Raw genomic sequence first — 13,907 nt, forward strand, 5'->3', positions numbered from 1 at the left:
TACTAAATTATCTTTTTAAAATCAAGCATGATTTTTATGCGGCCGAGAGGACTTGAACCTCCACGGGGTTGCCCCCACTAGGCCCTCAACCTAGCGCGTCTGCCATTCCGCCACGACCGCGCAAAACTTTATATGGTGCGGGTGGAGGGACTTGAACCCCCACGCCGTGAGGCGCCAGATCCTAAGTCTGGTGCGTCTGCCAATTCCGCCACACCCGCAAAAAGTGAGCCATGGAGGACTCGAACCTCCGACCCTCTGATTAAAAGTCAGATGCTCTACCTGCTGAGCTAATGGCTCATATGTAAACCTATAAACCAAATGGCTGGGCTAGCTGGATTCGAACCAGCGCATCACGGAGTCAAAGTCCGTTGCCTTACCGCTTGGCTATAGCCCATCAATTACTAACAACTTTCAGTCATGGCGGTCCCGACGGGACTCGAACCCGCGATCTCCTGCGTGACAGGCAGGCATGTTAACCACTACACTACGGGACCTTAATTTATTCGTCAACCAAAATGGAGGATGACGGGATCGAACCGCCGACCCCTTGCTTGTAAGGCAAGTGCTCTCCCAGCTGAGCTAATCCTCCTAAAGCGAACAAAAAGGGAGGTGATGTCTTTAAACAATCCCCATCGCCTCCCGACATATAATAAACGATGACCCGTACGGGATTCGAACCCGTGTTACCGCCGTGAAAGGGCGGTGTCTTAACCACTTGACCAACGGGCCAGCACCATATATCAAAGTGGCGGAGAAGGCGGGATTTGAACCCGCGCGCCGCAAAAACGCGACCTAACGGTTTAGCAAACCGTCCCCTTCAGCCACTTGGGTACTTCTCCAATGGCTCCGCAAGTAGGATTCGAACCTACGACCTACCGGTTAACAGCCGGTTGCTCTACCGCTGAGCTATTGCGGAATAAACATAGCGCATCTCATGTAACGTCTTTTATTATAGCGATGGTTTTCTCTATTGTCAATGGCTTTTTCGGATTTGTTTTGCTTCATCGCTTATCAGCGACGGCTTTTATAATTTAACATACAAATATTATAGATGTCAACACCATTTTTCCAAAATATTTTCGATCATTTTCAATCGGCCGGCACATTTTCCGCAAACATATCGTTGCAGGTTCATTCTTTTTTTTCTCTGATATGTTAAGCCACATTGCAAGCAAGCATACATATAAAACTTCCGCTGTGCTTGATGCTTTTGATGAGGCAGACGCCGACAATAGCGCGGCGCGCCTACTTGAAGAAGCAATTCTCGAAAGTCTCGATCCCGATGCCGATATCCTTTTCCCTCTAAATGAAGATGATAATGGCATAACTCATGCTTAATAATCAAAATGAGCTCTTCTTCACCAAACGCTTCATAATATTTAGGATTCAGCTCAATATTGTGGGAATGCAATAAATATCGGCCGCCTGTCGTTCGTAAGCGCGGGTTAAACAAAGCTTGATGCTGAAATGGTTTGTTAAAACATTGCAAAGATATATTTTCAACCAGCTTCTGTAATTCATTTTGCTCCATTTTCTTTTCACCTTCTTTAGCACAGGACGACTTCTTAATACATAGATTATATACTACCTTTTTTCAAAATGGAGGTATTTCCTATGCCGACATGGTTAAAAAATCAAATGCGCCGAGCTTATTATGAGAAAAATCGCTATCAAATAAAATTATTAAACCAGTGCTGGTTTTTCTACCAAAAGAAAGAGGCTATTTCAAAAAAGCGTTAATACCACTTATTGATAAACTGGAGATGGTAACATTTGTATCAATATAGAGCTTATTTTGAACGGTGTCCAGACAACGCCGCTTCCCAGAACTATCAACGGAACTGAAAGCGGCGTTGTTCAGACTTCGTCAAGCGGATGCATGACGAAAAGCTAAATATATGGACTGGCTTTCTAATGGTGGAGTTCTCCCCCGTTGGAAGCTGGATTTCAAGCTTCCCTTATTTTGCGACAAAAACATAATGAATGCTTTTCTATTGCTCCAATGGAAGCATCGATAACGAAATCCTCCCTTTGGAAACATCGACACTTTCCACCCAAACCTTGACCACTTCACCTACCGCTACTACGTCAAGCGGATGCTTTACATAGCGCTTGCTTAGCTTAGAAATATGGACAAGCCCGTCTTGCTTTACTCCAATATCAACGAATGCCCCAAAATCGACAACATTGCGGACGGTTCCCTCCAGCTCCATTCCTTTTTGCAGATCTTCCATTTTTAAAATATCTTTTCGCAGTAACGGCTTAGGCAATTCATCACGTGGATCTCGCTCAGGACGGATTAAGGCATCGACAATATCCTTTAGTGTAAGCTCTCCGATACCAAGTGTTTCTGCTGTTTCCTTTATCGGAATGGACTGTAAAGCCCGGCGAAGAGCATCACTGCCAATATCATCTGCCGTAAATCCAATTCCTTGAAGCAATTTTTTTACCTCAGCATATCGTTCAGGATGAATAGGCGTTCTGTCTAATGGCTCATTCCCATCTACGATTCGCAGAAAACCGATACACTGCTCATACGTTTTGGCGCCAAGCCGTGGAATCGTTTTTAGCTCATTGCGGTTTTTGAACTTACCTTGTTCTTCTCTTCTTTTGACAATATTCTCAGAAACAGACTTAGATAGGCCTGATACATATTGCAAAAGAGAAACAGAAGCGGTATTGACATTTACTCCAACTTGGTTAACAACAGTCTCTACCACAAAGTGCAACGATTCTTCTAGTTTTTTTTGCGAAACATCGTGCTGATATTGGCCGACTCCGACCGATTTTGGGTCAATCTTTACAAGTTCGGCAAGAGGATCCTGAACACGCCGGGCAATGGAAACCGCGCTTCTTTCCTCTACTTGCAAATCAGGAAATTCTCTCCGCGCTAAATCCGAAGCAGAGTATACGCTTGCTCCTGCTTCATTAACAATTAAATAAAAAATCTCTTGTGGGAGCTGTTTCAACGTATCAGCTACAAATTGTTCTGTTTCCCTCGAGGCCGTTCCATTTCCAATCGCGACCATTTGTACACCATATTCCTGAATAATACGCAACATTTTTTCACGTGCTTCATCCATTTTCGATTGTGGAGGATGAGGATAGATCACATCAATCTTTAATAGCTTACCTGTTTCATCTACCACGGCCAGCTTGCAACCTGTCCGATAGGCAGGATCCACTCCCAGTACTATTTTTCCTTTTAATGGAGGTTGAAGCAAAAGATTGCGCAAATTTTCTGCGAAAATGTGGATGGCTCTTTCCTCCGCTCGCTCTGTGAGTTCATTTCGTATATCCCGTTCAATGGACGGTTCAATCAAACGTTTATATCCATCTTCGATCGCTTCAATTATATAAAAAGCTGCTTTAGACTGTGCATTCACTATTGTTTGGGCTTTCATATACTCTATAATATCCGCAACAGGCGCCTGAATAGAAATGCGAAGCACATTTTCTTTTTCACCGCGATTTAACGCTAAAATTCGATGAGGAACAATTTTATGTACCGGTTCTTCGTACTGATAATACATTTCGTATACATTTTTTTCATCTTTCTCGACCTCTTTTGCAGTCGATACAATGATACCTTTGTTCCAAGTCTGTGTACGAATCCATTGGCGAATAGCAGCGTTATCAGAAATCTGTTCAGCGATAATATCCTTTGCTCCTTGAAGTGCGTCATCCACTGTGTGCACTTCTTTTTCAGGATCCATGAATGCTGCTGCTTTTTCTTCTGGAAGCGGGCTCATGGGGCATGTAAACAGCCATTCTGCTAGAGGTTCAAGACCTTTTTCCTTTGCGATGGTCGCTTTCGTTCTTCTTTTTTGTCTGTACGGCCGGTACAAATCTTCTACTTCTTGCAGCTTTACCGCTTTTTGAATCGCGCCTTTAAGCTCTTCTGTTAATTTTCCTTGCTCATCAATCAGGCGCAACACTTCTTCCTTCCGCTTTTCAAGGTTTTGCAGGTAGCTCCATTTCTCGAGCACTTCGCGAATTTGCACCTCGTCTAACGCACCTGTCATTTCTTTTCGATAGCGAGCAATAAACGGAACCGTATTGCCTTCCTCTGAAAGAGAAATCACATTGCGCACCTGCTGAACAGATAAGCGCAGCTCTTCAGCAATGATTCCGATAAGCGTTTCTGTAGTCACCAAAGTTCCTAACCCCCAACTATGTAATAATGGTCATTTTACCAAAAAATAAAAATAGCTACAAATGATGCAGCTATTTTCTACGGATTCTCCATATTCGAGCTATTTAGATAGACAGACCGTATTCCCCTTTAAAAATCAATGAGCCCTAGACTGATTTGGAGCGCCTCATCTACTTTATCCATCATTTCGTCATCTAAGTGCGTAATCTTGTCCGTGAGCCTTTGTTTGTCAATCGTACGAATTTGCTCTAAAAGAATGACGGAATCTCGTTCAAATCCATACCGTTTCGCATCAATTTCCACGTGGGTGGGCAATTTGGCTTTCTGGATCTGCGCTGTTATAGCTGCCACAATAACTGTTGGACTAAACCGATTTCCGATGTCGTTTTGAATAACTAATACCGGACGCACGCCTCCTTGCTCCGAACCAACTACCGGGGAAAGGTCCGCGAAATAAACGTCGCCACGCTTAACAATCAAAGCATTACCCCCCGCTAACTAAACGTTCAACGGTATGGTCGGCTTCATATTCCGCAAGAAACGCTTCCGATGCAATCGACAAGTTGATTTTCGCCATTTCCATGTAACCGCGTCTCATCGCCTCGCGAATGTGCCGCTTTTTTCGTTCACGAATGTACATTTTAGTCGCTTGGTAAATGAGGTCGTTTCGATTACCGTTTTCTTGCTTGACAAGACCATCTAACTCAGTCAACAATGCTTGGGGTAAGCGAACGACGATTTCTGTTGTTGCGCTCGATTCAGACATGAACATACACCTCCAGGAAACTATAGCCAAATAGTCCGCTCCCATTTATAATACTTACTCCCACTTTATAATATCATTAAACAAGGGAGATGCAAAGCCAAATTCGGTTTTCTCTGGCGATGACAGAGAAATTTTTATTTATGAGCAGCCGTTGCCATCTAAAACAACATTTCTCACTTCCATTATACTCTTCTTTTTTAAAAAAATACGGGGAACGCGATAACTTATTGTACAAGGGATCTCGTAGCTGATCGTTCCTACATACTTGGCCACATCATCTATTGTTACCTGAGCAGCTTCTTGCTTGCCGATCAATGTGACTTTCGTGCCAACCGGTACTTGTTCCGGCAGACGAATCATCATTTGATCCATGCAAATCCGCCCTACAATCGGCACCTTTCTTCCATTTACGAGCACATGGAAGTTTTGCAATTTTCTGATCCATCCGTCTGCATATCCAATCGGCACCGTTCCAATCCATTCTTCCTCTTCCGCTGTATAGGTGGCGCCGTAGCTCACTTTTTCCCCTGGGCGCAAGCATTTTACATGAACAATGCGGCTATGGAGCGAAAACGCTTCCTTTAATGAAAAAGGCAAGAGCGGCTTCATGTCTATCGAAGGAGACAAACCATACATCGCAATCCCGAAACGAACCATATTGAATACTTTATCAGGGAAGCGCAAGCTTGTCGCGCTGTTTCCACAATGGACCCGCTTTGGCAAATAAGGGAGCCATTCAAGCATGCGTAAAAATTTCTCGTATTGAAATGAAAAGTATTGTGTATCTAATTCATCGGCAGTGGCAAAATGGGTGTATACTCCTTCTAATAAAAAAAACGGATGCTCTTCAATCATCGCAACAATTTGTTTTGTTTCTTCTTCCTCTTTCACGCCAATTCTGCCCATTCCGGTATCCATTTTTAAATGAAAAGAAACCGGCTGTTTCTCTGTAAACAAATTTTTGGCTTTTTCCAGCCATTCTTTCTGAAATACGGTGAGCGTAATTTGTTCGCGAGCGGCTAAGTTAATGTCTTCAGGGCGAACCGCGCCTAATACAAGGATCGGGGCGCCCACTCCTTTTTTTCGCAGCGCAAGCGCTTCATCTAAAAAAGCTACGGCCAAATACGAAGCCCCCGCTTCCAACGCGGTTCTGGCCACTTGGACATCGCCATGCCCATACGCATTCGCTTTCACAACAGCCATAATTTCTGTCTGCTCTCCTAAAAAGGCGCGCAATGACGTAACGTTATGGAAAATAGCATCCAAATCGACTTCCGCCCAAGTGTCTCTATGAAACGAATGTATCATCGTGTAGTCCACTTCCTCTATTTCCAGTTATATAAAAAATTATTGTCTTTTATTTTTATGATGTCAACTAAAGATATTTTTAACCATGGGGTCAGATAAAATCGACTGACTTTGTTGGCCTTGTAATCTAGCAAAACACCGCATGATGGAACAAAAATAATAAAAAAACAGGCTCTCTTGAATTTTTGAGCCTGTGCATTTTTTCTATTTCGCTTCTTTTCCTTGGACAGACTGAGCAATCATCACCATTTCGTCCTTTGTTAAGTCTTCGGAAGCGATCATAAATTCAATTCCTTTATATGTCCATGTGAGTGAATGATCTGTGAGTGCCCCGATAGCAAATCCTAAGTCCACTGGCTCACCATTGACAAGTGCGGATGAACCGAATGTCGGTAAGGCTTGAGCTGCCTCTTGGATAAGAGTAAATGATTTTTTGCCGCCAAACGTCATAATCACCCGTTTTCCGTCCTTCGTTGCGATTTCCTTTTCGTCGATTTGTTCAACACCTGTCGGCATGTTAATCGGGTACATTACTTCCGCAGCTTCATTTTCCCCTTTGGCCATCGTCGGTACTTCTAAACGTGCTCCTGTCATATTTTTCGTTGTATCAAATGCGTTTTTGTCAAATTTCTTATTAAATTCAATTTTGGAAAATTGTACAGTAAGCAATGCTTTCATATCCGTATCCATCACTTTGACTGACACAGGAGCTAAGTCCTTTTTGTTTAAAGTAATTTCTTGCTTCGGAATCACTTGACTGTTTGGATAATTCGTTTTCGTTTCAAACACATAGTGATCGCCTTTCGCTTTAAAGCTTGCTTTTTTGTCGCTTAAAATATCCTTCACTAACGATTCATACAAATAGGCTTGGCTTGTGTTTTTCGGCCAATCGCTTTGGAAGCGAAAGCTTTTGTTCAACGCTGGAGTAATCACAAAAACCCCTTCGTCGTTGCGTAAAATCATCTGATTTTGGTTTTTCTCGTCATTTTTTAAACTCACGCGGTAATAATGTGGTTGCTTATACCAAATTTCTACATCATACACTTGCGGCTCCGCTCCCGTCTTGAGCGTTAACTTGGCTGTGGCTTGGTAGCTGGAGACTTCGTCCATTTTTTCATCAAGCGCTTTAACAACATCTTCTTGTGATTTCGCACCGCATCCTGCTAGCCCCAAAAGCAGAACAATGCCAAGCAATGCGCTAACCAAATGTTTCCTCATTTTTTCAACCCCTTTGTCTCATATCAACATTAGGAGCATGACTCCTTTTTGCATTACCAATATATGAGACCATATGGGCAAATATGCAGACTAGCATGACAAGCGCTCGATAATTACTTGGGCCACTGCATAATCACGACTATGGGAAATGGAGACATGGATATAGTGTCCTTCCAGTGTCACAACGGCTTCTGGCTTGCCCTTTTCATTATTAATAAAAGCTACATCTTGGAACGAAACGTTTTTTCCAATCCCTGTTCCCATCGCTTTTGCATATGCTTCCTTTGCGGCAAATCTTCCGGCCAAAAACTCGACTTTTCGTTCGTTTGACAACGAATCAAAAATCGCTTTCTCTTTTTTCGTTAAAATACGCTGCACAAATTTTTCATTTTGCTCTATTAGCTTTTGAATTCGATCCAGCTCGACAATATCAATCCCGATTCCTGCAATCATTTTCTTCTATCCTTTCTGTTCCATACATACATTTTTAATAAACAACCATTCGAATATTCCTGATCCATATAGCTTAAAGATTAAACGAATCCGCTTTAGAAAGGAAGGGGCTGGATTTTTCAAGTCTGTTATTGGACTGCATCATACGAGCGCGTAAATCTTATCTATAACATGACTTCCATGCAAACGTTATTTATTTTTTATATTCATCGTTGCACCAACCATGATCAGCATATTTGGTTTTTCAATCGATCGTCGCTACGTTTAAACCAACAGCTTAAAAAGAGGGGCGGTTTTATGTTTGTTCGCACGGAAAATCCATCTACATTTTTCCATCTTTATCCAATCGTTTCATTCCTTGTTCTCATCCACATCGTTTTCTTTCTGATTTTTTTAATTCCTGGCTCCTTCTCTAACAATTTGTTAAAGGCACTTATTGGCTTCAATCTCGTTATTTTTAAAGGGGAATACTGGCGGCTCATAACCCCTCTTTTCTTACACGTTCACCTTGTACACATGCTGGTGAACTCCGTCTCGCTGATCCTATTTGGACCTGCCTTGGAAAAAATTCTTGGCAAATGGAGATTTTTCTTAGCTTACATCGGCGGCGGAATATTGGCCAATATCGCCACTCTCTTCCTTGCACCTCCCATGTACACTCACCTTGGGGCTTCAGGAGCCGTTTTTAGTCTATTTGGCATTTACAGCTACCTTGCTTTTTTTCATCAACACATTATTCAAAGACCGCACGCTCATATCATTTTCGCTATATTGCTGATTGGGTTTGTCGTCACGCTGACAGGAGCCAACCTAAACATTATTGCGCATTTTTTCGGATTTTTAAGCGGAGCCATCATCGCCCCTTTCATCGCTTCTCATCCCAACCCCTATCATCCTTAGCACAACTTCCGGGCTTACGGGAACAAAAAAACGATGCCTTTCGCATCGTTTTTTTTCTTATCGCGCCACGCGCCGCTTTTTCGATTGCGGGCTTCGCGCTGCCCCTTTTGGCTGTCCGCCTTTGCGATTGATCCGCTTTTTCTCTTTTTTGGCTGGCAGCGGCGGCTCTTCCGTCAGCATTACCGGTGTTGTATCTGGCTCCTTTGTCAACATTTTGATACAAGCGGCTACAAGAGAAACGGAATCATGCTCTTCTAAAAGCTCCTCGGCAGCTCGCTTGTAAAACGATAAATTCTCGCTTTCCACAACAGCCAAGAGCTTCTCAATTGCAATTCGCTGCTGCCCTTCTAGCGCTTCGTCGAGCGTCGGCGGCCGCATCCGTTCCATTTTGCGTTTTGTTGTTTTTTCAATATTGTGCAGCTGTCCTGTTTCGCGAGGCGTCACAAATGTCATGGCCATTCCTGTTTTTCCGGCACGGCCTGTACGGCCGATGCGATGAACATAGCTTTCTGGATCCTGTGGAATGTCAAAGTTATACACGTGTGTAACGCCGGAAATATCTAGCCCGCGTGCTGCTACATCAGTCGCTACTAAAATTTCAATTGCTCCTTCTTTAAATTTGCGCAGCACGGACAGCCGCTTCGCTTGGCTTAAATCTCCATGGATTCCTTCAGCAGCATAACCGCGCAAATTCAACGCTTCGGCCAGCTCATCCACTCGCCGTTTCGTACGGCCAAATACAATCGCCAGCTCCGGCGCTTGAATATCCAGCAGCCTTGTTAAAATATCAAATTTTCTTTTTTCTTGAACTTCTAGATAGTATTGCTCAATATTGGGAACCGTCATTTCTTTAGCTTTAACTTTGACAAGCTGCGGATTGTCCATGAAGCGCTCCGCAATGCGGCGAATAGGCTCAGGCATCGTTGCTGAAAAAAGAAGCGTCTGCCTTTTCGTCGGCACATGGCTTAAAATCGCTTCAATATCATCAACAAATCCCATGTTCAGCATTTCATCTGCTTCATCTAACACAACGGTATGCACATGATCTAGACGAATCGTTTTTCGATTGATATGATCGATGATTCTTCCTGGTGTTCCCACAATAATATGCGGGCGTTTCTTCAATGCGCGAATTTGTCGTTCGATATCCTGCCCTCCATAAATTGGAAGAATACGAACACGTTTGACCGCTCCAATTTTATAGAGCTCTTCAGATACTTGAATGGCAAGCTCGCGAGTCGGAGCAACGACAAGCCCTTGAATCACGTCCGTTTTTGTATTTATTTTTTCAATTAACGGAATACCGAACGCGGCCGTTTTTCCTGTCCCGGTTTGTGCCTGCCCAATCACATCTTTATTTTGCAGGCTTAATGGAATGGTCTCTGCTTGAATCGGAGTGGTTTCTTCAAACCCCATTCGACTTATAGCTCTCATTAATTCATTACTTAATCCTAACTCTTGAAATGTTGTCAATTCTATTCATTCTCCTTTTACTTCCTTAAACTATTCAAAACCGTTCTTTCCAAGGGAAAGAGGGGCCTTGGACATTATGGAATTTATCATACCATTTCTATACCTCTTGTGCAATAAATACCATTTTCAAAGATCTTCCTGTAAAAAATGCACGACCGCTTCAAACAATGCATGCCGATCAGGTTCATAGCAAACTTGATGACGCGATGAAGGCAAAAATAATAATTTCTTTTTCGTGGATCCTACCATTGTATATACATACTGAGCGCTTTTTACGGGCACAATCTCATCTAGGCTTCCTTGGGCAATCAAGATTGGAACGCGTACATCGGCAAGCTGCGGGCGAACTTTGCTGACCAATTTGCGAAACTCCATCGCCGCCGTTAGCGGTGTTGCAACGATTTTCTTTTTATAACGGACAAATACCGGATGATCTTGTAATTGCCGCTGTAAACCAGCATGAATCATTGTACTGATCTCCTGAAGCATCTGCTTAGGATTGATATAATAAAAAGCGGGGCTTAGCAGGACAACTTTGCCCACTGGATATTTCGCTGCTAAATAAGCAGCAATCACCCCTCCCATTGAAAAGCCGACCAGATAAACAATGTCACACTTTTTCATAACACGCTGCAAATCTGCTTCTGCGGCCGCAAGCCATTGATCGTACGTTATTCCTTTTAGCTGAAGCGTTTCACCATGCCCAGGCAAGATCGTTAATTCGACAAGCCAATCGGTCCGTTCTTGCACATAACGAGCAAGCGGCTCAACCTCATAGGGTCCTCCCGTAAAGCCGTGAATACAAAAGCAGCCAATCAACCGCCATCACCCCCAACAAAAAGAAAGGGGGAGGCATACGCATTTCGTATCCTCCAACACCTTACGCTTGTAAGTCACGGATGATCTCTTCTAATCTCATTCCTCTTGACGCTTTAAACAAAATGAGATCGCGGGCCGAAGCAATGGAACGCAGATCTCTGGCTAACGCTTGCTTATCATCATACGCTTGAACACGGCCGCTTGGAAACGAGTGTTGAGCGGCGAGCGCAATATGCTCAGCGCGCTTGCCATACGTCAATACGTAATCAAGCTTTTCAGACTGAAGCATCCGGCCAATTTGTTGATGAAACTCAATTTCCTGATCGCCAAGCTCCAACATATCGCCTAGCACGGCGATTTTTTTCTCATATCCCGTCAATTCGAACAGCAGCTCTAATGCTGCTTTCATAGAAGTTGGGCTAGCGTTATACGCATCATTAATCATCGTAGCCCCATTGACGGCTTTGATGATTTCCATACGCATTTTCGTCATTTGCAGCTCAGCCAAACTCGCTTGAATGGCTTCCCAGCTGACATGAAACAGACGCGCCACCGAAATCGCCGCCAGCGCATTATAGACGTGATGACGCCCCAAAATAGGAAGGAATAAACGATAATCTGGTGCCTGATTCACGGTAAATGAGGTGCCGTTCACCTCCAATGAAATGTCGGTTGGATAGTAGTCATTCGTTATTTTTTGTCCAAATGTAACCATACGCAAAGACCGCTTTATATTTTTCACTCTTGTTTGCAGAAGCGGCTCATCTCCGTAATAGACAAATATGCCATCAGACTGTAAACCAGAGACGATTTCCAGTTTTGCGCGAGCAATGCCGTCACGTGAGCCTAGCTCCTGTAAATGAGATTCTCCGATATTTGTAATAATGGCCACACTAGGCTCAGAGATCTTGGACAAAAGCTCAATCTCGCCAAAATTGCTCATGCCCATTTCGACAACCGCTATTTCGGTATCTTCTTTTAAACGAAGAAGCGTCAGTGGCACTCCGATATGATTGTTAAGATTTCCTTCTGTTTTTTGCACTTTATAGGTCGAAGCCAATAGACCATAGATCATATCCTTTGTTGTTGTCTTTCCGTTGCTGCCTGTAATGCCGATTACTTTTACAGCCAGTTGTTTCCGGTAACGGTTGGCCAGCTGCTGCAAGGCTTGCAATGTGTCATCGACAAAAATAAGCGGAACATTGGTCGGTGGATTCGCTTCATTTTTTTCCCAAAGCGCTGCACTTGCTCCTTTCGCAAACGCGTCTGCTACAAAAGCATGGCCGTTAAAATTCGCACCTTTCAGTGGAATATATAAATTTCCCGGCTGAATCGTTCTCGTATCTGTCGAAACACCTTTGACCGCTGTATCATAAAAAGACTCGGCAAGGCCGCTTCCATCTACCATTTCTTCAACGGCGCGCAATGTGCGAACAATCATTGTAAATCCCCTTCATTCCTTCATTGTATCATTTAAAACGTATAGGTGATCGTTTGCTTTTCTTCATGCCGCTCCATCGCCAGCTGAACGAGCTTTTCAATCAGCTCTGAATAAGAAACGCCAGTGTGCTTCCAAAGAAGCGGGAACATGCTAAATGGAGTAAACCCCGGCATTGTATTGATCTCGTTAATATATACTGTTCCGTCTGCCGCTAAAAAGAAATCAGCCCTTACAAGTCCCGAAAGATCAAGTGCTTTGAAAGCGGCAATCGCCATTTGTTGAATGGTTTGATATTGCTCTTCTGTAATATCAGCAGGAATAATAAGTTCGGTATTTCCGTCCTCATATTTAGCTTGATAATCGTAGAATTCCTTTTTCGGAACAATTTCGCCAACTACAGAGCATATTGGGTTATCATTTCCAATAACTCCGATTTCTACTTCACGACCGATAATGGCTTCCTCTATAATAATTTTGCGATCATACTGAAACGCTTCAGCGAAAGCTGCTTCGAGATCTTCGCGTTTTTTGCATTTCGTGATGCCCACGCTCGATCCGGCGTTAGCTGGCTTGACAAAGCAAGGGTAACCAAGCTCTCTTTCTACTTTATCATAAGCCTTTTTTTCATCTTGCGTCCACTCTTTTCTCAAAAACGCTACATACTTCGCTTGACGCAGTCCAGCTTGCGCAAATAAGTTCTTCATAATGACTTTATCCATTCCCACTGCTGACGCTAGCACGCCATTCCCTACATAAGGAAGGTTTAATAGCTCAAGCAAGCCTTGCACCGTTCCGTCTTCGCCATTTGGTCCATGCAGCAGAGGAAAAATCACATCAATGGTTTCTTCCTCCTGACGCTCGCTGCTGATTGCTGAAACTGGCGCTTGATTTAAAGCGACAGGCAAAATTTCTTTTGCCTCTGGCTTCATTTCCAACTGCTTTATGTCTTGAACAGGACTTGTCAGTTTTTCTCCTTTGACCCATTGTCCCTCTTTGGTGATATAAATGGGAATGACATCGAATTTTGTTTGATCAATAGCATTCATCACCGCCATAGCTGTTTGCAGTGATACTTTATGTTCAGGCGATTTCCCGCCGTATAAGACGCCAATGGTTGTCTTCATCTACAATCCCCCTCTTCTTTTTTCACAATTTTTATTGTACCATGTTTCAATCTCCTTCGTATGATTCTTTTTATTGGAGCAATCATTTATAACCATTATTTTCCTTTTTCAAACACTTCCGCTTAGACTGCCAAAAAATCTTCCTCCAACCATGCTCAGACGCAAAATAACGATCTATATCTATCCATCTGCCTATATATATGAGAAAGGCAGGTTGTTTTGCCACTCCTAAAGAAAAACACCGTTTCC

General features: G+C 43.3%; 13 protein-coding genes and 9 tRNA genes. 2 read left to right on the forward strand and 20 right to left on the reverse strand.

The features are described from left to right. Window positions 1-37: 37 nt before the first annotated feature. The 10 genes from GFC28_RS11540 to GFC28_RS11585 form a co-directional block, all read right to left on the reverse strand. Window positions 38-120 (reverse strand) — tRNA-Leu (locus tag GFC28_RS11540). 13 nt (window positions 121-133) lie between these two features. Next, a tRNA-Leu gene (locus tag GFC28_RS11545) sits at window positions 134-218 on the reverse strand. Window positions 219-224: 6 nt separating this feature from the next. After that, window positions 225-297, reverse strand: a tRNA-Lys gene (locus tag GFC28_RS11550). Window positions 298-319: 22 nt separating this feature from the next. Continuing rightward, a tRNA-Gln gene (locus tag GFC28_RS11555) sits at window positions 320-394 on the reverse strand. Window positions 395-418: 24 nt separating this feature from the next. Next, a tRNA-Asp gene (locus GFC28_RS11560) sits at window positions 419-494 on the reverse strand. Between the two features lie 22 nt (window positions 495-516). After that, window positions 517-589 (reverse strand) — tRNA-Val (locus tag GFC28_RS11565). Between the two features lie 68 nt (window positions 590-657). Next, window positions 658-729: transfer RNA gene (locus GFC28_RS11570), tRNA-Glu, on the reverse strand. Window positions 730-746: 17 nt separating this feature from the next. Further along, window positions 747-839, reverse strand: a tRNA-Ser gene (locus tag GFC28_RS11575). Between the two features lie 2 nt (window positions 840-841). Next, window positions 842-916 (reverse strand) — tRNA-Asn (locus tag GFC28_RS11580). Window positions 917-1,054: 138 nt separating this feature from the next. Next, window positions 1,055-1,531: a SprT family protein gene (locus GFC28_RS11585; protein WP_044741997.1), complete on the reverse strand. Its 477-nt coding sequence runs from the start codon at window positions 1,529-1,531 to the stop codon at window positions 1,055-1,057. 83 nt (window positions 1,532-1,614) lie between these two features. On the opposite strand from GFC28_RS11585, the gene cmpA reads away from it, so the two are divergent. Continuing rightward, window positions 1,615-1,740, forward strand: a complete 126-nt coding sequence (cmpA, locus tag GFC28_RS19340; protein ID WP_139788175.1) for a cortex morphogenetic protein CmpA — start codon at window positions 1,615-1,617, stop codon at window positions 1,738-1,740. Window positions 1,741-1,991: 251 nt separating this feature from the next. Here cmpA and GFC28_RS11590 read toward each other — a convergent pair whose 3' ends face one another. The 6 genes from GFC28_RS11590 to acpS form a co-directional block, all read right to left on the reverse strand. After that, a complete protein-coding gene (locus GFC28_RS11590; protein WP_044741998.1) occupies window positions 1,992-4,157 on the reverse strand; it encodes a Tex family protein in 2,166 nt (721 codons plus the stop codon). Window positions 4,158-4,285: 128 nt separating this feature from the next. Then, complete coding sequence (gene ndoA / locus GFC28_RS11595; RefSeq protein ID WP_003253417.1) at window positions 4,286-4,636, reverse strand: type II toxin-antitoxin system endoribonuclease NdoA; 351 nt, start codon at window positions 4,634-4,636, stop codon at window positions 4,286-4,288. A gap of 4 nt (window positions 4,637-4,640) precedes the next feature. Continuing rightward, window positions 4,641-4,922, reverse strand: coding sequence for a CopG family ribbon-helix-helix protein (locus GFC28_RS11600; protein WP_044741999.1), 282 nt, complete (start codon window positions 4,920-4,922; stop codon window positions 4,641-4,643). A gap of 138 nt (window positions 4,923-5,060) precedes the next feature. Next, window positions 5,061-6,230 (reverse strand): alanine racemase, encoded by a 1,170-nt coding sequence (gene alr / locus GFC28_RS11605; RefSeq protein ID WP_044742000.1) that lies wholly within the window; start codon window positions 6,228-6,230, stop codon window positions 5,061-5,063. A 204-nt stretch (window positions 6,231-6,434) separates the two neighbouring features. After that, window positions 6,435-7,448, reverse strand: coding sequence for a LolA family protein (locus GFC28_RS11610; RefSeq protein WP_044742001.1), 1,014 nt, complete (start codon window positions 7,446-7,448; stop codon window positions 6,435-6,437). Window positions 7,449-7,538: 90 nt separating this feature from the next. Further along, window positions 7,539-7,901, reverse strand: a complete 363-nt coding sequence (gene acpS, locus GFC28_RS11615; protein ID WP_044742002.1) for a holo-ACP synthase — start codon at window positions 7,899-7,901, stop codon at window positions 7,539-7,541. 297 nt (window positions 7,902-8,198) lie between these two features. On the opposite strand from acpS, the gene GFC28_RS11620 reads away from it, so the two are divergent. Further along, on the forward strand, window positions 8,199-8,801 hold the full coding sequence (locus GFC28_RS11620; protein WP_044742003.1) for a rhomboid family intramembrane serine protease: 603 nt from the start codon (window positions 8,199-8,201) through the stop codon (window positions 8,799-8,801). A gap of 57 nt (window positions 8,802-8,858) precedes the next feature. Here the strand turns inward: GFC28_RS11620 and GFC28_RS11625 are convergent, their stop codons facing one another. From GFC28_RS11625 to GFC28_RS11640, 4 genes are all read right to left on the reverse strand, one after another. Further along, the gene (locus tag GFC28_RS11625; RefSeq protein ID WP_044742004.1) at window positions 8,859-10,274 is read right to left on the reverse strand and encodes a degradosome RNA helicase CshA; all 1,416 of its coding nucleotides are present in this window, start codon (window positions 10,272-10,274) and stop codon (window positions 8,859-8,861) included. Window positions 10,275-10,400: 126 nt separating this feature from the next. Beyond that, a complete protein-coding gene (locus GFC28_RS11630; RefSeq protein WP_044742005.1) occupies window positions 10,401-11,093 on the reverse strand; it encodes an alpha/beta hydrolase in 693 nt (230 codons plus the stop codon). A gap of 61 nt (window positions 11,094-11,154) precedes the next feature. Further along, on the reverse strand, window positions 11,155-12,534 hold the full coding sequence (locus GFC28_RS11635; protein ID WP_044742006.1) for a UDP-N-acetylmuramoyl-tripeptide--D-alanyl-D-alanine ligase: 1,380 nt from the start codon (window positions 12,532-12,534) through the stop codon (window positions 11,155-11,157). Window positions 12,535-12,566: 32 nt separating this feature from the next. Further along, entirely contained in the window at window positions 12,567-13,658 is a 1,092-nt protein-coding gene (locus GFC28_RS11640) for a D-alanine--D-alanine ligase (RefSeq protein ID WP_044742007.1), read from the reverse strand. Between the last annotated feature and the right edge of the window lie 249 nt (window positions 13,659-13,907).

This window comes from Anoxybacillus sp. B2M1 (assembly GCF_001634265.1).
Classification (GTDB): Bacteria; Bacillota; Bacilli; order Bacillales; family Anoxybacillaceae; genus Anoxybacteroides; species Anoxybacteroides rupiense.

What these genes read in the sequence shown, in the direction of transcription:
- GFC28_RS11640 (WP_044742007.1), bottom strand. Translation starts at nt 13,658, where the DNA reads ATGAAGACAACCATTGGCGTCTTATACGGCGGGAAATCGCCTGAACAT.
- acpS (WP_044742002.1), bottom strand. Translation starts at nt 7,901, where the DNA reads ATGATTGCAGGAATCGGGATTGATATTGTCGAGCTGGATCGAATTCAA.
- GFC28_RS11600 (WP_044741999.1), bottom strand. Translation starts at nt 4,922, where the DNA reads ATGTCTGAATCGAGCGCAACAACAGAAATCGTCGTTCGCTTACCCCAA.
- GFC28_RS11620 (WP_044742003.1), top strand. Translation starts at nt 8,199, where the DNA reads ATGTTTGTTCGCACGGAAAATCCATCTACATTTTTCCATCTTTATCCA.
- cmpA (WP_139788175.1), top strand. Translation starts at nt 1,615, where the DNA reads ATGCCGACATGGTTAAAAAATCAAATGCGCCGAGCTTATTATGAGAAA.
- GFC28_RS11585 (WP_044741997.1), bottom strand. Translation starts at nt 1,531, where the DNA reads ATGGAGCAAAATGAATTACAGAAGCTGGTTGAAAATATATCTTTGCAA.
- alr (WP_044742000.1), bottom strand. Translation starts at nt 6,230, where the DNA reads ATGATACATTCGTTTCATAGAGACACTTGGGCGGAAGTCGATTTGGAT.
- GFC28_RS11610 (WP_044742001.1), bottom strand. Translation starts at nt 7,448, where the DNA reads ATGAGGAAACATTTGGTTAGCGCATTGCTTGGCATTGTTCTGCTTTTG.
- GFC28_RS11635 (WP_044742006.1), bottom strand. Translation starts at nt 12,534, where the DNA reads ATGATTGTTCGCACATTGCGCGCCGTTGAAGAAATGGTAGATGGAAGC.